Source organism: Flavobacterium phycosphaerae (assembly GCF_010119235.1).
GTDB lineage: Bacteria > Bacteroidota > Bacteroidia > Flavobacteriales > Flavobacteriaceae > Flavobacterium > Flavobacterium phycosphaerae.
The window spans coordinates 487,111-507,990 of the sequence record NZ_JAAATZ010000001.1 but is presented as its reverse complement, the minus strand read 5'-3'; the positions used below and the strand labels follow the sequence as shown (position 1 = coordinate 507,990).

The 20,880-nt window shown below is 35.5% G+C and carries 12 protein-coding genes; 7 read left to right on the top strand and 5 right to left on the bottom strand.

The window, feature by feature from the left end; all coding sequences use genetic code 11:
- The first annotated feature begins 46 nt into the window (after positions 1-46).
- The gene (locus GUU89_RS02230) at positions 47-787 is read left to right on the top strand and encodes a YobI family P-loop NTPase (protein WP_162126401.1); all 741 of its coding nucleotides are present in this window, start codon (positions 47-49) and stop codon (positions 785-787) included.
- Positions 730-3,846: a YobI family P-loop NTPase gene (locus tag GUU89_RS02225; RefSeq protein WP_394350920.1), complete on the top strand. Its 3,117-nt coding sequence runs from the start codon at positions 730-732 to the stop codon at positions 3,844-3,846. The genes GUU89_RS02230 and GUU89_RS02225 overlap by 58 nt, the downstream gene beginning before the upstream one ends.
- 166 nt (positions 3,847-4,012) lie before the next feature.
- Here GUU89_RS02225 and GUU89_RS02220 read toward each other — a convergent pair whose 3' ends face one another.
- From GUU89_RS02220 to porU, 5 genes are all read right to left on the bottom strand, one after another.
- Positions 4,013-5,629: a pyruvate dehydrogenase complex dihydrolipoamide acetyltransferase gene (locus tag GUU89_RS02220; protein WP_162126399.1), complete on the bottom strand. Its 1,617-nt coding sequence runs from the start codon at positions 5,627-5,629 to the stop codon at positions 4,013-4,015.
- 2 nt (positions 5,630-5,631) lie between these two features.
- The gene (gene pdhA / locus GUU89_RS02215) at positions 5,632-6,633 is read right to left on the bottom strand and encodes a pyruvate dehydrogenase (acetyl-transferring) E1 component subunit alpha (RefSeq protein ID WP_162126398.1); all 1,002 of its coding nucleotides are present in this window, start codon (positions 6,631-6,633) and stop codon (positions 5,632-5,634) included.
- 137 nt (positions 6,634-6,770) lie between these two features.
- Complete coding sequence (gene cdd / locus GUU89_RS02210) at positions 6,771-7,253, bottom strand: cytidine deaminase (RefSeq protein WP_162126397.1); 483 nt, start codon at positions 7,251-7,253, stop codon at positions 6,771-6,773.
- 92 nt (positions 7,254-7,345) lie between these two features.
- On the bottom strand, positions 7,346-8,542 hold the full coding sequence (gene porV, locus GUU89_RS02205) for a type IX secretion system outer membrane channel protein PorV (protein ID WP_162126396.1): 1,197 nt from the start codon (positions 8,540-8,542) through the stop codon (positions 7,346-7,348).
- Positions 8,543-8,580: 38 nt separating this feature from the next.
- A complete protein-coding gene (porU, locus tag GUU89_RS02200; protein ID WP_162126395.1) occupies positions 8,581-12,450 on the bottom strand; it encodes a type IX secretion system sortase PorU in 3,870 nt (1,289 codons plus the stop codon).
- A 205-nt stretch (positions 12,451-12,655) separates the two neighbouring features.
- Here porU and gldJ point away from each other — a divergent pair, with 205 nt between their 5' ends.
- The 5 genes from gldJ (at position 12,656) to GUU89_RS02175 (ending at position 20,845) form a co-directional block, all read left to right on the top strand.
- Positions 12,656-14,380, top strand: a complete 1,725-nt coding sequence (gene gldJ, locus GUU89_RS02195) for a gliding motility lipoprotein GldJ (RefSeq protein WP_162126394.1) — start codon at positions 12,656-12,658, stop codon at positions 14,378-14,380.
- A 67-nt stretch (positions 14,381-14,447) separates the two neighbouring features.
- Entirely contained in the window at positions 14,448-15,731 is a 1,284-nt protein-coding gene (locus GUU89_RS02190) for a UDP-N-acetylmuramoyl-tripeptide--D-alanyl-D-alanine ligase (RefSeq protein ID WP_162126393.1), read from the top strand.
- A gap of 314 nt (positions 15,732-16,045) precedes the next feature.
- Positions 16,046-17,485, top strand: a complete 1,440-nt coding sequence (locus tag GUU89_RS02185; RefSeq protein ID WP_162126392.1) for a hypothetical protein — start codon at positions 16,046-16,048, stop codon at positions 17,483-17,485.
- The gene (locus GUU89_RS02180; RefSeq protein WP_162126391.1) at positions 17,482-17,880 is read left to right on the top strand and encodes a T9SS type A sorting domain-containing protein; all 399 of its coding nucleotides are present in this window, start codon (positions 17,482-17,484) and stop codon (positions 17,878-17,880) included. Before GUU89_RS02185 ends, GUU89_RS02180 begins: the two co-directional genes overlap by 4 nt.
- 133 nt (positions 17,881-18,013) lie before the next feature.
- Positions 18,014-20,845, top strand: coding sequence for a triple tyrosine motif-containing protein (locus tag GUU89_RS02175; RefSeq protein WP_235921942.1), 2,832 nt, complete (start codon positions 18,014-18,016; stop codon positions 20,843-20,845).
- Positions 20,846-20,880 lie beyond the last annotated feature (35 nt).

Below are 20,880 nucleotides of genomic sequence, written 5' to 3'. Positions count from 1 at the left end.
ATAAAATTATTATAAAAATTAAAGAATGATTAAATAGCATATGGTTATGGAAGAAAATAACTTACCTGTAAAGATTGGCAAAAATAAATTTTCGAATTGTTTGATTATTTGCTGCGTAAGCATATTAAACTCTGTAAAAACTGTATTTGCTAGGAGACTTAATAGAATTGAAAGTAAATTAGGTTATCCATTTAATAAAAATCCAAAGTCTTTTGATGACCTTACTCCAACAATTATAAAAAATGAAGTTACTTACACAAGTGCTTTATTTTGGGCATTAAAAAATAAGAATATTAAAAACATTGCACTAACTGGATCGTATGGTTCTGGAAAAAGTAGTATCATTAAAACTTTTAAAAACAGACATGTTGAATTTGATTATTTAAATATCTCATTGGCGACCTTCGAAGATATAGAAGATAATGATGTTGCAGATGGAGAAAAATCAAAAGTAAAACTTAAAACAAAAGAACAAAAAGAAGAAAGAGACTCATTAAATCACAAAATTGAGTTGAGCATTTTACAACAAATGCTTTATATAGAAAAGAGCAGTAAGTTACCGAATTCAAGGTTTAAGAGAATAAAAAACTTTAAAAAGCATAATGTTTATTTGAATACTTTCTTTGTATTCATTACAGCTTTAGGATATATTTTTCTTTTTCAAAGAGAAATGATTTTAAAAGTTTGTCTTACCTATAATTTTTTTATTGTTAATGCGGATATACTTGAATTGTTTTCAGGGATTCTTATGGTGATAGGGATTTTCTTTTTATTAAGAGCTTCGTAAAAGCTTTTAGTGATTTTAAGTTTAGTAAAGTCAATCTAAAAGGAGATGTTGAGCTTAATCGAGAAGTAAATGACAATTCAATTCTTAACAAAAATTTAGATGAGATAATTTATTTTTTCGAAAGGACAAAGTATGATGTTGTATTTATTGAAGATCTAGACAGATTTAAAGAGCCTGAAATTTTTACTAAGTTGAGAGAAATTAATTTATTAATTAATCTTTCAAAACAAATAAATAGGCATATAGTGTTTGTATATGCATTAAAAGATGAGATGTTTTTAGATGGTAATAGAACAAAGTTTTTTGATTTTATTATTCCAATAATACCGGTAATTAACTCATCTAATTCATTCGAATTTTTATTTGAGAAATTGGGTAATAATGAAATTGATGAAAATTTGTTAGATGATATTTCTCTTTACATTGATGACATGAGGTTGTTAAAGAATATTGTTAATGAATACAAAATTTACTTCGAAAAGCTAACCAAAGAAACTAATATAAATTTATCGGCTAACAAATTGTTGTCATTTGTAGTTTATAAAAATTTATATCCCAAAGATTTTGCAAAACTACACAGAAATGAAGGAATGGTTTACAAACTATTTAATTCGGACAGTAAAATATTGAAAGATAAATTTATTGAAGAACAGCTCGCTGAAATAGTTCGTATCAGAAAAAAAATATTGGAAATAGAAGATGTAAAAATTGAAAACATTTATGACTTAAGAAGATTGTATATTCTTAAAATATTCGAAAAACTAGGAAAGAAAGCAACATATATTAAGTTATCTAAAAACTATAGTGTTAGCCAAATTGATGAATTAATTAAAGACGAAGTGTTTGATGAAATTATTGGGCTAAATAGCTTCTCTTACATAGAAGAAAGATATAACTCTTCTTGGTCAAGATATGATGAATTGAACCCTGTTATTGCTAATCTCTCGTTTAAACAAGTTGAGAAAGAAATTGATGTAAATCTTTCTTATTTGAAAAAAGCGGATTTAATTTCCGCAAGGGAGGATAACGAGATTCATAATTACAATAAAAGTATTCAAACAATCAGAGATAATATTAATAAAATTAGAAGAAGTTCTATTGAGGAAACTTTGAAAATATCAAATAGTATTGATGATATTAATGAAGAATTAAGAAAATCAGATGTGTTAATTTATTTGATAAGAAAAGGATTTATTGCGGAAGACTATTTTGATTATATATCTATATTTTATGACATTACAATCACAAGAAATGATAAGAACTTTATATTAAGTATTAGAGATAATAAGCCTTTATCTATAGATTTTAAATTAGATAAGATTGAAGCGGTTGTGAAAAAGACGCAGAATGATTACGATAAAGAGGCAACTTTAAATATCCATTTAGTTGATTATCTTTTTGAAAAGGAGAATTATGATGCTATCACAATTTTATTTAGTCAGTTTAATAATAAGACAGAAAGAACAATTAATTTTATAGAAAACTATGCTTTAAATGGAAAACACATTTCTCGATTTACAAATTCGGTATGTAAACTATATCAAGGATTTTGGGATTTTATTGAAGGTACTAATTTTTCAGATTATGATAAAGATTTTGTTTTAAAACAAATTCTTTTATATGCTGATAATTCTGATGTTATCAATTTAAATGCAAGCTCAAAATTATCCAATTACATTTCTCAAAAAGCAGACTTTCTTAATCTATTTCCTGAAAAGTCTGAAAAGGTTAAAGAAATTTTATTGCAGTTGAATATTAAGTTTAAATACCCACAAGAAGTTAAGGCCAATGAAGATTTATTTGATTTCATTTATCAAAACAACCTATATGAAATCAATGAAGATTTAATAAAACAAGTTGTAGTTGAAAAATCTGAAGAGGATAATATTGTTGTTAATGATTTAAAAAAATCTAATTATAGCACTATTTTACTCTCAAAATGTTCTCAATTAATAAAATACGTCAATCAAAATATTAGTGTATATATTAACAATGTTTTCTTGAGAATTGATTCAAATATCAAAGAAGAAGAAAAAAATATCATTAATTTACTAAATAATAAAAATTTAGATGACGAGGATAAGTTTTTAATTATTGACAAAGAGGAGTTCATTTTAAGTAAACTAGATGATGTTGAATCAGGTTTGATTTGGAAATACTTACTTGAAAAAGATAAAGTAAAACCAACATGGGAGAATATTATAACATATTGTGGTGAAGATGTATTTGATGATACTATTATTAGTTATCTAAATAAAGAAAATCATTTTTCTGAATTATCAAAATCTAATATTACTGATGAAGATATTGAGGATGAATTTAAAAGTACTTTTATACACAATTTAATTACAGCAAATGATTTGACAAATGAGGCATATAAAGCCCTGTTACAAATTATAGATGAACCCATAGGAAAAATAGAATTTGGGCTGTTGAGTGAAGATAAAATAGAAATTTTGATAAGTATGGATTTTGTTGAATTGAATGATACAAATATGGAAGAATTAAGGCTGTCTTCAATTCATAAGCAAATCCTACTGATAGAACTAAATTTCGATAAATATATAGAACAACGCGATGATACTGAAATTGACGAAGAAGACAAGATCGAACTGACTATCGAGGAAATAGAAAGTTTATTAAGTTTAGAAAGTTTGGCTAATAGTAACAAAATAAAATTAATTTCTGAAATAGAAGAAAATCAAATAACAGAGAAAAACAATCTTGGAAACCTCTTGAATCAAGTTTTAATTAGGAATGTTTCTATTGAGTTATCATTTAGCTACTTAGATAAGATTCTGAAATTTTCTAGTAATATAAATGATAAAGTTAAATTATGTAACTTATATAGCAAATTGTTTTTGAGTGATAGAGCTAAAATAGAATCTGTATTAAATATTTTAGGATCGCCTTTTTCAAACATTGTTATTGGAGGAGTAAAACCTCCGATTAATGCTAGTGATTGGAATTTAAATTTTATTGAGAAATTGAAAAGAGCAGGTTATATCAATAGTTATTCCGCTCATGATGGAATAATAACAAAAATTAGAAAAAGATAAAGATATAAATTATGAAGCAATAAGTATCAGTTGGTGTTTTTTTAAATATTAAGAGATTCCTCCTACGTCGGAATGACAAGTTTTACAGACACAGATTATCTCTTCTGCTTGAAGTCATAAAAAAATCCCGCATTAAGCGGGATTTTATTTTAAATATACAAGCTAGTTACGCCAACATGGTAACCGGGTTTTCCAGGTACTGTCTTAGGGTTTGCAAGAATTGAGCTCCTGTAGCCCCGTCAACCGTTCTGTGGTCGCAAGCTAAGGTTAAAGTCATAGTGTTTCCTACTACAATCTGACCGTTTCTGACTACCGGTTTTTCTTCGATAGCCCCTACAGATAGGATGGCCGAATTGGGTTGATTGATGATAGACGTGAACGACTGAATGCCAAACATCCCTAAGTTAGATACTGTAAAGGTACTTCCTTCCATTTCGGCAGGTTGTAGCTTTTTGCTTTTTGCTTTTCCGGCTAAGTCTTTTACGTTACCGCCAATTTGCGTTAGGCTCATTTGATCTGTAAATTTCAAAACAGGAACAACCAATCCGTCTTCAACGGCTACAGCTACCCCCACATTAACATGGTGGTTGATGGTTATCGCGTCGTCACTCCATTGGGAGTTTACTTTCGGATGTTTTTTCAAGGCCATAGCACAAGCTTTGATGACCATATCGTTGAACGATACTTTGGTGTCCGGAATAGTATTGATTACGGCTCTTGATTTCATGGCTTCGTCCATTCCTACTTCTATGGTTAGATAGAAATGAGGGGCGGTGAAAATAGATTCCGATAAACGTTTCGCAATGGTTTTACGCATTTGTGAATTCTTGATTACTTCGGATGCTGTTTCGCCGGCAGGAACAAATGGTCTTACGGTTGCTTGTGGCGCTTCGGTTGTTGTTGAAACTGCCGCTTGTGCTGCCGCCGCAGAAGGAGTGAAGTTTTCTACATCGCTTTTAGTGATACGACCGTTTTCGCCTGAACCTTTTATTTGTGACAGATTGATTCCTTTGTCTTTGGCAATTTGTTTGGCTAATGGAGAAGCAAAGATTCTTCCGCCATCGGCAGTTTGTGCGGCTTCAGTTGAAACGGCAATAGGTGCCGCTTGCTCAGTAGCTGTCGGAGCGGCTGTTGGAGTAGTGCCTCCTTTTTTATAATTTTCGGCTATACCTGTGATGTCAGTACCTGCAGGGCCGATAATAGCTAAAACGCTGTCAACTGCTGCTGATTGTCCTTCCTGAATTCCGATGAACAATAACGTACCGGCATTGAACGATTCGAACTCCATCGTAGCTTTATCGGTTTCGATTTCAGCTAAAATATCGCCTTCTTTCACTTCGTCACCTACTTTTTTCAACCAAGTGGCTACCGTTCCTTCGGTCATGGTATCGCTTAGGCGGGGCATTGTTACCACTACAACGCCTTTTGGTAAAGATGTTGAAGCAGCTGCGCTTGCCGTTGTTTCAGTCGGAGCCGGAGTGGCTTCTTTTGTTTCTGTTGCAGCCGGTGCAGCACCTCCTGCAATCAAAGCCGAAATGTCTTCTCCTTCTTTTCCGATAATGGCTAAAAGCGAATCTACTGCAGCCGTTTCGCCTTCATTGATTCCGATGTATAATAAAGTCCCGGCATTGAATGATTCAAACTCCATGGTGGCTTTATCGGTTTCAATTTCGGCCAAGATATCTCCTTCAGTAACTTTGTCGCCCACTTTTTTTAACCAAGTTGCTACGGTTCCTTCGGTCATCGTGTCGCTTAAGCGCGGCATTGTGATTTTTGTTGCCATAATTATAGTCTGTGAGGGATGAAAGGATAATTTTCTTGTTCGTATACTACGTCATACAATTGTTGTGCTTCCGGGAAAGGAGACTCTTCGGCAAATGTGGCACATTCTTCTACTAAGTCTTTTACTCTTTCGTCGATCACTTCAATTTCGGCTTCGGTAGCATAGTTATTTTCTTTGATCACGTCTAACACTTGGGTGATAGGGTCAATTTTTTTGTATTCTTCTACTTCTTCTTTAGAACGGTACAATTGGGCATCCGACATCGAGTGCCCTCTGTAACGGTACGTTTTCATTTCTAAGAAAGTAGGGCCGTCACCACGACGGGCTCTTTCCATAGCTTCGTGCATCGCTTCGGCTACTTTTACCGGGTTCATTCCGTCTACCGGTCCGCAAGGCATTTCATACCCTAAGCCCAGTTTCCAGATGTCGGTGTGGTTGGCGGTTCTTTCTACCGAAGTTCCCATAGCATAGCCATTGTTTTCACAAATGAATACTACAGGCAATTTCCATAACATAGCCATGTTGAACGCTTCGTGTAAGGAACCTTGACGGGCTGCTCCATCCCCAAAATAGGTAAGGGTTACGCCGCCGGTGTTGAAATATTTATCGGCAAAGGCCATACCGGCACCCACAGGAATTTGCGCTCCTACGATACCGTGACCACCATAAAATCCGTGTTCTTTAGAAAAGATGTGCATCGAACCTCCCATACCTTTGGAAGTTCCGGTTACTTTTCCTAAAAGTTCAGCCATTACTTTTCGAGGGTCAACACCCATTCCGATTGGTTGAACGTGATTACGATAAGCTGTAATCATTTTGTCTTTTCCGCCTAAGTTCATAGCGTGCAAGGCACCGGCTAAAACAGCTTCCTGACCATTATATAAGTGAAGAAATCCTCTAACTTTTTGTTGAATATAAAGTGCGGCAAGTTTGTCTTCAAACTTTCTCCAAAACAGCATGTCTTCATACCATTTCAAATAAACATCTTTTGTTACTTCTTTCATTGGTTACTTTTACTAAAGTGTTATTAAGTTTTAATTTTATTCAACGCAAAATAGTTCACTCACACACAAATTTGCGAATGGCAAAAGTAAAACATTCCCTTTAAGATGGAAAATTTAAAGGAGTAATTTTTCTTTTTTTACAGGAAGTTTTTGTCGAAACTCAGCGGTAATAAATTTTTGATAGAATCCGATTTATAGACCTCACCGGTTTCTCCCATAAAATAGATTTCGATAGGCGTATCCTGCTTGAACTCATACTCCGAAATGGATTGGCGACAGGCTCCGCAAGGCGGGATTGGCGACTTGGTTTCGTTAGTGTCTGAAGCGGCAGAAACGGCCAGCTTTACAATCTTGGCATCCGGGTAAATGGCGCCGGCCTGAAAGATAGTTACCCTTTCGGCACAAAGTCCGGAAGGATAAGCGGCATTTTCCTGATTGGACCCTAAAACAATTTTACCGTTGTCTAAGAGGATGGCGGCCCCCACGCGAAATTTAGAATAAGGCGCATAGGCTTTTTTTCTGATTTCAACGGCTTGTTGCATTAAAGCTTGAGCTTCTTGCGGTAATTCAGCTGCAGATTGGAAAACGGTGAACGAGGTGTTGATGTTTATTTGCTTCATTCGTGTTAAATGATTTTCATTCGTTATTGAGGAAAAAAAATCCAAATTTCAAAAGCAGAAATTTGGATATTGTTGTTATGATTTATTTACTATTAATAATCGTCGTATTTATCACCAAAGTTAAACGTTAAGGAGAAACGAAGGGTGTTTTCTAATGGGTTTTTTACTTTCGATGCTGAGAATAAATAAGAGACATCTACTTTTACTACATTGTATTTGAAGCCGGCGCCTAAAGAGAAAAACTGTCTGTATCCTTTTATAGGGCTTTCATGAAAATACCCTAAACGGAAAGCAAATGAATCTTGGTACAAATATTCAGCACCTACCGAATAGGTGAACTCTTTCAGCTCTTCGCTAAATCCGCCCGGTGCATCGTTAAACGATTTGAAAATACCGGAAACCCAGTTGATTTTGTTGTAGTCAATATTGTTTTGATCTCTTAAGTCTTGCTCTTCCTGAGTTACGATTAAACCGTCACCATCTAAGTCAGCACTTTGAGGCGATGGTACTAATAATTTAGCAAACTCAAGATTAAGGGATACTTTATTGTATTCGTCAAAAATGAAATCATAACCACCCCCAATTCTCATGTTAGCCGGAAGGAAGTTGGCACTGTTATCGTCAGAGGCTCCCGCGTCGTAGTTAATCTTTGGTCCTAAATTTTGAAAGTTAAAGCCCAAACGCAGACGACCGTTAAAATCGGCTAAAGCGGTTTCTTCACCTTGGTAAAAACCGGCAATATCAACGGCAAAGGTAGAAGCAGGTTTGGCATCACCACCACCACTGGTGTCGGCAATTCTTAGTGCCGAGCGAATATATCTCCCTGCAACAGCCATAGCAAAATGATCACTTAGTTTCAACGAATAAGAACCGTCAAGTGCCAATTCATTTGGTTTTACAATCTGTGGGTCGTCATTGGCCTGTTGTCTTAATTCGATTTCACCTAAACCAAAATAACGCAAACTAACGGCAAAAGCACTTCGTTCGTTTATACGGTTGTAGTAGGTTGCTTGTCCTAACGAGATGTCGTTTACCAAATCCGTTAAATAGGGGGTATAACTGGCTGTGAATCCTTGTTTATCAAGAGCGAAAGCATACTTGGCCGGGTTCCATTGTTGTGAAAAAGCATCCGGAGACGTAGCAACACCCTGATCCGCCATACCGGCAGAACGGGCATCAGCAGCTACTAACAGGAAAGGAACTCCGGTAGTAATCGCTTTGCTTTCTTCTTGGGCGTTGATTGATTGTATCGTGGTTAATAGTAGTAGTAATGCTGCAATTTTTTTCATTATCATTTTTAATAAAAGTTAACAAATATAGTATTTTCCTAAAGGATTACAAGTTTTTCTATTTTTTCTGCTTTTTTATTCGATAAAGTGGACTTTACGGTCAGTTTATAGACATAAACTCCTTTACCGATACGGTCACCGAAATCATCTTTTCCGTCCCAGGTTATTTCTCTGGAAAGGAAGCCATCCGTTGTTACGGTTTGATTTTTGGTCCAAACAATTTTTCCGGTAATGGTCATCACCTGTACTTGGACTTCTAAAGGTTCAAACGGTCTGTTATGGGAGAACCAAAATTCGGTGTAGCTCACAAACGGATTAGGATAGTTCAGTACGTGGTCAAGCGCCACATTTTCATCGCCCACTACCACAAATTGAATTTCGGCGGTTATCGGATTGTTATAAACGTCCCAAGCTTTGAAGGTGATGGTGTGCAAACCAACCGCTAAATTGCGATAAGGGAAATATACCCGTCCATGCGTATAATCATCCAATTCGGTTTGGTAGTAATCGTTCATGATGTAAGGTTTGGTTTCGTCTCCATCAAGAATCCCAATGATGTCATGACCAATTCCGCTGGCGGTGTTAATGCCGTGCTCGTCTTCCAGTATAGCCAGGAAAAACGGAGATTCATTTGTGATGCCACCATTGACAAAGGTCTCATCATTCATGTATAATTTTACTTTCGGACCGGTAACATCGGCTACGGCGTTGGTATTGATGCCGCCAATTTTTATATCCGTATTGTATCCGGTTTTGTCTAAAAGGGTTTGATTTCTTTTGGCATAAAAGCTAATGCGACCTTTATCAACTGGGATTCTAATGTCTCTTGGAACAACAAATCCAAATTCAAATTTACCGTTGGTAACCGAAGCATTTCCTCTGAAGATGGTTTCGCCCAAATTGGTAAAGTTTATTGGCGGGCTCATGCCGTCGTTGTTTAAGGTGGCACGGACGATGTTTTTGTCAAAAATATTGACAGCAAGATCGCCGGTATAGTTTGGTAAAAGAGCATCGTTTTCGTCACGAACCTCTCCGGCTAGTTTGACATAAGCTAGTGATTGAAAATCGTCAATCGGACCGGTAATCGGTTGATCGTTTACTTTGGTTAAAACTACTTTTGGTCTTGGGATGGCCAGCATTAAAGCAGGATCGCCGAGATAAAATACCACGTTGGTAGAAGTGTTAGAACCGGCAGCTTTGGCTAATCGCAAGGCTTCGGCTATAGAGGTGTATTCGTCACTATTGTAAGCAAACAAATATTGGGCGATTTTGTTGTTGAAAATTTCGGCATTCAACTGGCCAATTGATCTTATCGTGGTTATCATAGAGATGGCACCTCCTTTTGGATTCCAGTAGGTGTACTCTCCTGCAGTTGGTCGGTAAGGGTTGTCAAATCTTGAAAAATCACAAGTGATGGTAATGAATAGCGGGTATTTGTAACGGTTGCTAAGGTTTTGGCCGTCTGATTTCTCCCAGATTCGCTCTCCTGATAAACCGTCTTCACCGCCGTGTCCTAAATAATTAAAGACTAAGGCTCCTTTTTCGAAAGCGGCAAAAATTTCTTCGCGGGCTTTTGGATATCTTTTCCCTCCGGCTGATGTTTCTTGTTCGTAGGAGTCTAAAAGTATTTTTTTGAAATTGATAAAGGGCTTTTCATTGACAATAATATCCGTCAGATTATTTTGTTTGGCTTGTAGAGAAGCATCTGAGGGTTTGTCGGTATCATCGGAAATCGCTACATAATTATTACGCCAGCTGCCATAGGATTTCAGGTCATGGTATTCAATGACTTTGGTAACCATTTCGTCGGCTTGTTCTGTACTGCTGACGATCATTCGACCTACAGCGATATCAATACCGCCAATGTCATAGGCAATAGAAATTGTGCCTGAAGTTGGTGTAAAACCAGAATCAATTCTTCCTTCATCTGAATCCATCATAGCGTAAAAGTCATCAGAAGCAAAGGAAGCTTCGCTCTCAGTATAGCTATTAAGTGCCTGATAAATAGGAACGATATTAGTGTTGTTTCGGGCGCGGTCTTTAAAATCATAAGAAGCATCGCCAAAAAGGTTTAGGTATTTTACTTTTTTATCCGGAGAGGAAGCATTGAAATAAACATATTTGACAAAGTTACGGATGGCACCAATGTCTTGTTTTCCGGAACCGAATTCCTGATAAATGCTTTCTAAAGTAATCACTTTAACTTTCAGATTTGAATACCCTCTGTGGAAGTTTGCCAGTTTTTCGGCTTGGGTACTTAAATTCGTTGGAGTAATGATAAGATAATCCACATCTTGAAATTGGCCTTGTGCGTTGGTAAGGACAGTGCCTTTGAGGTTTTGATTATCGACTTTTGTTTTAGAATCTTTCAAAGGCGCAAAATAGTCCTGAGTGTCAACGGCTATATACTTTCTGGTTTCGCCAAGTTCGGATTTAAAGGAAAAGGTGTTTTGAGTGGCATTAGTGAATTTGCCCACATTATAAATATCGGTAATGTCCCAAACTTGACTTATGTTAGCCGCATTTGCTATTTGGAATTCGCCCACTCCCGGCAAAGCAGCCGCGTCATTATATTGAAAACGGAATTGCTTGCCATAACCTTGCAGGTTTCTTTTGGCATTTAGCGAAATGTAATCTAAATATCCGTTGGAACTGGGTACGCCGTTGTTGTCAAACGTAACTTTGATGGTAATGTCTTCTGCATTGGCGTTAACAGGGGCCGATAGGTATTGGTCTACAGCTTCGGTGCCTGATGTGGAAGATACTGCGCCAAAGTTCATCGTTCCAACCAGCTGACTGTTGGCTTCGATTTTAAAATTGGTTACTACTACGGCAGTCGTGGCAGCATGAACGTTGACTTTAATAGGTGAAGAAGTTACCAGATTTTGAAATTTGAATTTAAATTCCTGTTCACTGTCTACTCCAAACTGTTCTCCGAACCAAATTCGTCCCAGCTTTACAATATTTACATTGTCTACTTCATGAAATTGGTAATCATCAAACGTATTGATTATAGTTGTTGCAGCGTCAGTTGGTTGTTGTATATCGGCAATTCTTTTGCCATTTCCTCCTTGAGCAGTTACATAATAATAAGACTTGTCAGCATAGATGTTTAGGTTGCTTTTATAATCGTCGTTCCAGTTGTCAATCCCTTCGGCATAAAAGAGGATGTAATCGGAATTGTCAAACTTGACATCATCTTCACCAATAAATTGTATGGCGTTTTCAGCCAAATCCATTGGGTAGTCTTCTGAGTTTAATAAAGGTAACATTCTTCCGCCGTTCCCGTAAATTTTAATTTTTCTGGGGTCTCCGCTAGTATCAAGGCCTAAACTTTCTAAAAAACCTTTGGTAATTTTATACACTCCTGATTTCTGTACATAAAAACGATACCAGCCTCCGGTGTTTAGAACAGAGTTTTCAATCGCGGCTACATTATTAGTAGTAACCGAATTTTTATTGGATTGATTTTGTTGAACAGAGTAACTGAAAGCAATTAGTTTTTTAAAGGAATTGCCATCCTTTATAATAGGAGTGATAGTTATTTGTCCGAAATTTTGATCTCTGGCCGTACTGTTTTTAAACGAATAGTTAAACTTTGACGGAATACTTTTTACAGAAAGGTCGCCCAGTTGATTTTCGGCGATAGGTTCAAATACCGGGTTGCTTATTTGAAATGAGTTCTCATTTATGCGACTGTTAAGTTTTATTCGCAACGCATATTTTAAGGTTTTGGTGTAGCTGTCTAATGAATAGTTTTCGGCGTTGAATTGGGGAGCTGTTATAGAATAATTGCCGAAAGAGGTTTCTTTTTTTTCAGTCCAAGTTATAGTAATTTGTCCCTGCTCTTGGGCCATAGCCAAGCAGGTATTAAAAATTAATAGGAAGGTGGTAATTATCTTTTTCATATCACTAGTAAACGGAATTTTGCTCAAAATAGTATAAATGAGTAAAAAAATATTTTTTTTAAGTCGAAATACAATAAAACTTTTAATTTTGCGTTATATATGAAATCGCCTGCGAATGGCGAATTTAGTATTAATTTAAAAAAGGTGTTGCAATTTAATCGTTAATTCTTATATTGCGCCACGAAATTTATTACCTACTAAGAGTATGAAAGTAAACAAAATTATTGCTGTAAAATTATTACTGTCATTAGTGATAATGATTGGTTTTACCAGTTGTAGTAAAAAATCCGATTCTAAAGGCGGTTCAAAAGCTACCGGTTGGAAAATCAATGACAAAAAAGGTGGTTTCCAATATGCTTCTAAATTTAAAAAGCAAGCTACCGGACCAGGTTTAGTTATGGTAGAAGGAGGAACATTTACCATGGGTAAAGTTCAGGATGATGTTATGCACGATTGGAACAACACTCCAAATCAACAGCACGTGATGTCTTTCTATATGGATGAAACCGAAGTAACTAATTTAATGTACATGGAGTACTTAGATTGGTTGAAAAAAGTTTTCCCACCAGATCAGGAAAATTACAAAAACATTTATGAAGGAGCTTCTCCTGATACCCTAGTTTGGAGAAACCGACTAGGTTATAACGAAACCATGACCAATAACTATTTGAGACATCCGGCTTATGCGGAGTATCCTGTAGTTGGGGTAAACTGGATTCAAGCAACAGAATTTGCAAAATGGAGAACAGATCGTGTAAACGAGAAAATCTTAGAAGAGCAACGTTATTTGAAAAAAGACGCCAAAGTTACAGATGTAAGTGCTGATAAAGTATTTAGTACTGAGGCTTATTTAGCTTCGCCTTCAACCGCTATGGGTGGAGATAACAAAATTGTATTGCAAAAAGGACAAAAATCAGGTGCTGCTCCTAAAGCTGCTGCTGCTTCTTCTGGAAGTACAACAAATAATGGAAACAGTCCAAGAAACGTATATGCACAAAGAACTTCAGGTTTGATTTTGCCGGAGTACAGATTGCCAACCGAAGCAGAGTGGGAATATGCTGCTGCTGCTGATGTAGGGCAAAGAGAATACAACGCCTATAAAGGACAAAAGAAATACCCTTGGTCAGGAAGCTACACGCGTTCCGGAAAAAGACAAGTTAGAGGGGATCAATTGGCTAACTTCAAACAAGGTAAAGGTGATTACGGTGGAATCGCAGGTTGGTCTGATGATGGTGCCGATATTACCAACAAAGTTAAATCGTATCCGCCAAATGACTTTGGTTTATATGATATGGCCGGAAACGTTGCCGAATGGGTTGCCGATGTTTACAGACCGATGGTGGATGATGAGGCCAATGACTTCAACTACTACAGAGGTAACGTTTACATGAAAGACAAAATTGGTGAAGACGGTAAAGTAGAATTGGTTACCGCTGAAACGCAAACTTTTGACACATTACCAAACGGTAAAATCATTTCAAGAAATTTCCCTGGTCAAATTGCTCAAGTGCCGGTTGATGAAAAAGAAACTTATTTGAGACAAAACTTTGACAAATCAGACAACAGAAACTATCGTGATGGAGATAAACAATCTACAAGATACTTCAAGTTTGGTAACTCAGAAGAAGGTGACGAAAAAGGAAAAATGAAAGACAACCAAAGAATGTATGATTCTCCAAAACATAATGTATCTACAGACAGTTTAGGAAATATGATCAGAAAATATGATAAATCAAACAAGAGAACGACTTTGATTAATGATGACGTTAGAGTATACAAAGGAGGTTCTTGGAGAGATAGAGCGTATTGGTTAGATCCTGCACAAAGAAGATACTTCCCGCAAGATATCGCTACGGACTACATCGGATTCAGATGTGCTATGTCAAGAGTTGGTCCTAAAGCCGACAAAAAGAAAAGAGCAAGAAACTAATTTTAGTTTACAGAATAACAAAAAAGCCCTATTTTTAAGGGCTTTTTTATTTTAAATCATTTTTGATATGACCATTCAAAAAATACACGAATTATTTCTAACGTGTACCAAAGTTTCAATCGATACCAGAAAAATAGAACATAATTCATTCTTTGTGGCTATTAAGGGTGAACGGTTTGATGCTAATACCTTTGCCAAAGAAGCGTTAGAAAAAGGAGCGAGTTATGTGGTTATTGATAACTCGGATTATTATATGGATGACAGGACTATTTTGGTTGAGGATAGTTTGACTGCACTTCAGGAGTTGGCTCAATTTCACCGAAACTATTTGAAATTGCCTATCATCGCTTTAACCGGCAGTAACGGTAAGACCACTACCAAAGAGTTAATTAATGTAGTGTTGTCCAAAAAATACAATACGGTTGCCACTGTTGGTAATCTGAATAATCATATTGGCGTTCCGCTGACGCTATTATCTTTTACTTCCAGTACCGAAATAGGAATCGTAGAAATGGGAGCCAATCATCAAAAAGAGATTGAGTTTCTCTGTGAAATTGCTCAACCCGATTATGGTTATATCACTAATTTTGGAAAAGCTCATCTCGAAGGTTTTGGTGGGGTGGAAGGTGTTATAAAAGGCAAGAGTGAGATGTATGCTTATTTGAAAGCCAATCAAAAATCAGTTTTTGTAAACTTGGACGATGAAATCCAGAATGTCAAGACGATTGATTTCAATAGAATTACTTTTAGTCAAAAAGATATGAATGCTGCTGTTTTTATTGAAAATGTTAGTGCAAATCCATTTGTTAAAATCAAAACTTCAGGCATCGAAATCAATTCTCATTTAATTGGATTGTACAACGCAAATAATATCAATGCTGCCATCACTATCGGAAATTATTTTGAAGTTCCTTTAAACGACATAAAGGACGCCATTGAGAGTTATATTCCCGAAAATAACCGTTCCCAATTATTGACCAAAGGATCTAACGAAATTATATTGGATGCTTACAACGCTAATCCGAGCAGTATGAAAGTAGCTTTGGAAAACTTCATACAGCTCGATAAAGTAAATAAAATGGTGGTTATTGGAGATATGTATGAACTCGGAGAAGAAAGTTTAGCAGAGCATAAAGCCATCGTTGATTTTTTGAATAAGAACGGCTCGTTTGAGTGTCATTTTGTTGGAAAGGATTTCTTTGCTAATGCTGTACAGAAATCGAATTTTCACTTCTATCCTTCTTTTGAAGATTTTACCTTGTATTTACGGGCAACAAAACCAGAGCACAAAACGATCCTTATAAAAGGCTCCCGCGGTATGGCTTTGGAACGAGTTTTAGATTATATTTAATATTTTAATATTAGTATTATATTTTAACTTTTATTGTGCTAAATTTTAATTAATACTCTAATTTAATTGTATAGTGTATAATTCCAGAGGACCTTCTGTCTGGTAGAAAAGCATAATCTACCCTAACATTACCACAACATTCAACAAAATTGTTCAGAGGCAAGAACTTGTTAAATTGTTGTTTTAGGATCTCTTATGCCCCAATTTCAAACGTTTTCGTTATTTGTTTACTTGTATAGTTTTTATATAGTTAAACAAAAAATCATAATTCTGGATCTGTCATAAATTTGAGTTGAACTTAAATCAAACAGATTATGAAAAAAATTACGCTATTGCTATTCCTTTTAACTTTTTCAGTTGGGATTTCGCAAACTAATCCAATTAATTTTGAATCTTCAGGCAATGGAGCTTCTTGGACGTGGAATACATTTGAAAATCCAAGCACGCCATGCGCACCTTTATTAATTATTCCTAATCCAGATCCATCGGGAATAAATACTTCTGCAACCGTAGCTAGTTACACACCTTTGGTGGGAGCTCCTTTTTATGCTGGGACAGAAACAGCACACGGTTCACCATTAGGGACTTTCAACTTAACGACCTCAAATTGTACGGTTAAAATTAAAGTTTGGAAGCCTGTAATCAGCAATGTCGGAATAAAATTTGCTACTCCTGACGGTGGTTCAACCGGAGAGATTAATGTTGCCAATACGGTTGTTAATCAGTGGGAAGAGTTGACGTTTGACTTTTCAGGAAAAATAGGCGAGTTTACTTCTACAGGGATTGATCAGATTGTTGTGTTTATTGATTCCCAAAATGGGAGAACTTCTAATAACACTTGTTATTTTGATGATATTACTTTTTCACCTCAAATTGCAGCACCGACAGGTCCCACAGTAGCTGCACCGACGCCCACAAGACCTCAAGCTAATGTCATTTCAATGTTCAGTAATGCTTATAATAATGTACCAGTGGACACTTGGCAAACCAGTTGGTCAGCGGGCACGGTAAGCGATTTGCAAATTGCGGGGAATGATACTAAAAAATACTCTTCTCTAAGTTTTGTAGGTGTTGAAACTGTTACAAATCAAATTAATGCTTCTAATATGTTGTATTTTCATGTGGATGCATGGACGCCTAACATGACAACTTTTAGAATAAAACTTGTCGATTTTGGAGCTAATGCAGCCTTTGGAGGAGGAGATGATGTAGAACACGAGTTATCTTTTACACCAACTTTAAATGGGTGGAATACTTATGAAATTGCCCTTGCTGATTTTACCGGATTGGTGACCAAAAATCACATTGCCCAATTAATTTTCTCAGGAAACCCTGCTGGTTCAGGAACACTATATGTAGATAATGTTTACTTTCATAATGTACCGTTTACAGATCCTAATACACCTATGACTGCTGCGCCAACTCCTACAAGACCTGCTGTCAATGTTATTTCGATGTTTAGTAATGCCTATACTAACGTTGTGGTTGATACTTGGAGAACGGTTTGGTCTTCAGCCAATTTAACTGATTTGCAAATAGCCGGTAATGACACTAAAAAATATTCTTCGCTTGATTTTGTCGGGGTAGAAACAGTCGCTAATCAAATTGATGCGTCAGGAATGTTGTATTTCCATGTAGATGCTTGGACACCCAATATGACACAGTTCAGAATTAAATTAGTTGATTTTGGTGCCAATGGTTCTTTTGGTGGCGGCGATGATGTTGAACATGAATTAGCCTTCACCCTACGTTGAGTGTTTGGAATGGTTATGATATTCCTTTAACAGATTTTACCGGATTGGTGACCAAGAATCACATTGCGCAATTAATATTTTCAGGGAATCCTGCAGGAGCCGGAACTGTTTTTATTGATAATGTCTATTTTAGTAATGTAGCTTTGGGCGTAGCTAATTTTGATACTGTTGATTTTAAAATGTATCCTAACCCAACTAACGATTTACTTACCTTGACAAGTTCTTCTTTACTTGGTGATATTTCAATCTATAATGCTTTAGGACAAGTAGTGCTAAAACAACATGCAGAGACTAACGAAACTATTATTGACGTAAGTAACTTCTCAAGCGGTCTTTATGTTATAGCAACACAAGTTGGTAAAGAGTCCATTAGAAAACAATTTGTTAAAAAATAAGTTTAAGTTTATTAGTTTTGGAAGGCACGAAATCAGTTTCGTGCTTTCTTTTTTTGTAACAATGTCTATTTAGTTTTAAATTTAGAGTTCAAATTATCAAAATTATTTTTCGAATTCGTATCATTGTAATAATATGGTAACCCAAACAATAGTATTTTTCAAAGGATTTTTAAGAATAATGGCTTTGATGCTATTGTTTTCTTCTTTATGCTTGGCTCAAGAGCTACCTCCTATAGTAAAATATTCACCATCAGTATATTCAGCAGGCAATCAAAATTGGATGATAGCTCAGGATAAAAAGCATTTCATGTTTTTTGCTAACAATGAGGGACTGCTGGAATTTAATGGTTCAAATTGGACACTTTATCCTTCACCAAATGAAACCATCATTCGCTCTGTGAAAGTTATCGATGAGAAAATATATACCGGCTGTTATATGGAGTTTGGATACTGGACGAGACAACGCAGCGGACAATTGAAGTATTTTTCATTAAGCAAAGACATCAAAAATAAAGTGCTTGATGACGAACAATTTTGGACTATACTTAACTTTGATCAATGGGTGCTTTTTCAATCCTTAAACCGAATTTATGTATATGACACAAAGCTGAAAAAATTCTCGATAATTACTCCCAGAACTACCATCATTAAAGCTTTTAAAACAGAAAACGGACTTTATTATCAAACATTTTCGGATGGATTATATGAAATAGAAAATGGACAAAGTAAATTAATTTCTAAAGATGAAACCGTCGTAAAAAATAAAATTGTCGGGGTTTTTAAATCCAATGAGGGGCTTTCTATTTTAACGCAAAACCATGGTTTTTTTGAATATACCAAAAAAGGGATTACCCCTCAAGTTACTAATATTGATGCCGATTTGAAGTCAAGCAGTGTATACAGTTGTGAGAGACTTTCCGACGGTGGATATGTGTTAGGAACGGTTTCTAACGGAATTTTTATTCTTTCCAAAGAACTAAATCTTAGTTTTCATATTACTCAAAATAAAGGATTGAGCAATAATACAGCGTTGTCACTTTATGAAGATAATGACAAAAATCTGTGGATTGGATTGGATAACGGCATTAATTGCATCAATCTACAATCGCCAATTAAGAGTTTCTCTGATGATACAGGGATTTTGGGAACCGTATATACTTCTATTGTCTTTAAGGATAAATTGTATATTGGTACCAATCAAGGATTATTTTATAAAACCTACAAAACAGATGAGCAGTTCAAATTTGTAGCCGGAACTAAAGGACAAGTTTGGTCTTTGTTTCAATATAACGGGACTCTATTTTGCGGTCATGATTCTGGAACTTTTATTGTCAATGAGGATACGGCAAAAAATATATTTTACCAATCAGGAACCTGGAAATTCGAACCCATGCCGGGTAGAAAAGATGTTTTGTTTCAAGGAAATTATTTTGGCATATCCATACTAAAACAAGAGAACAATCAATGGGTTTATAAAAATAAATTCAAAGGATTTGATTATTCGGCTAAATATTTTGAAGTAACTGCTAACCTGGATTTTTATGTAAGCCATGAATATAAAGGCGTCTTCAGGTTTCATGGGGATACAAAGCTCGAGAACGCACAGAATGTTTATACCTACAACAGTCCCAAAAAAGGGAAAAATGCCAGCTTGGTCAAATACAATAACACCATTTATTATGCCTACAAAGAAGGAATATTTAAACTCAATCCGAAGGATAAAAAATTTGTAAAAGATGAAACACTAAGCGATGTTTTTGATAAAGGAGAATATACTTCTGGTAAATTGATTGTCGACAAGTCCAATAAAATATGGCTTTTTACTAAAAATTACATCAATTATTTCTCTTCCGGCAAATTGAGTACTCAACTGAAAAAGAATATTATTCCTATTCCGGCTTCTTTGACCAATTCCATGCTCGGATATGAAAACATCAGTCAATTGTCCAATTCAACCTATTTAATTGGGACCACCGATGGTTATTATACCCTTAATATTGACGACTTGAGTTTTAAGAATTATAGTGTTTCCATTACCGCTATTTTAAGTAATAAAATTAACAAGCATCCACTCAATTCATCCATTAGCGAGGCGGGAGAATTTAAATATGATGAAAACAATTTAACTTTCGGTTATACGGTTCCGGAGTATAACAAATACATCAACGCCGAATACCAATACCTTTTAGAAGGAGTTCAAGACGATTGGAGTGAATGGAGTTCCAAATCATCGGTCAATTTTAAAAATTTATCACCGGGAACTTACACTTTTAAAGTTAGAGCCAAAATAGCCAATTCCGCTCCCGAGAATGTTGCGGTGTATACTTTTACTATTTTAAAACCTTGGTATGCTACTAATTTTGCCTTACTTATTTACCTTTTGTTGACCTTATATTTGGCCTATTTTATAAATAAAACCTACAAGGATTATTATCAAAGACAAAGAGAGAAGTTGATAGAAGAAAATAATCTTTTACTGGAAATAAAAGAACTTGAAAACAATCAACAATTAATGATGGTAAGAAATGAGCAATTGACCAAAGATGTTGATAGTAAAAGTAAAGAATTGGCGGTTTCTACTATGAATTTGATTAAGAAAAACGAATTGTTGTCTCTTATTAAAGAAGATTTAAAAAAGACATCTGAAGAAGGCAATCGCAACGTAAAATCGGTTATTACTACTATTAATAAAAACATAAACGAAGAAGACACTTGGAACGTGTTCAAAGAAGCTTTTGATAATGCCGACAAAGATTTTCTAAAAAAAATGAAACAAGCACATCCGTCTTTAACGCCCAATGATTTACGTCTTTGTGCTTATCTTCGTCTTAATTTGTCTTCTAAAGAAGTAGCACCATTACTCAACATCTCGGTTAGAAGTGTAGAAATAAAACGATATCGTTTGCGTAAAAAAATGGATTTACCTCATGAGCAAGGTCTTGTAGAATATATTTTGTCAATATAATTCTCAGTATAGGGTTTCATTTACCTATACATAAC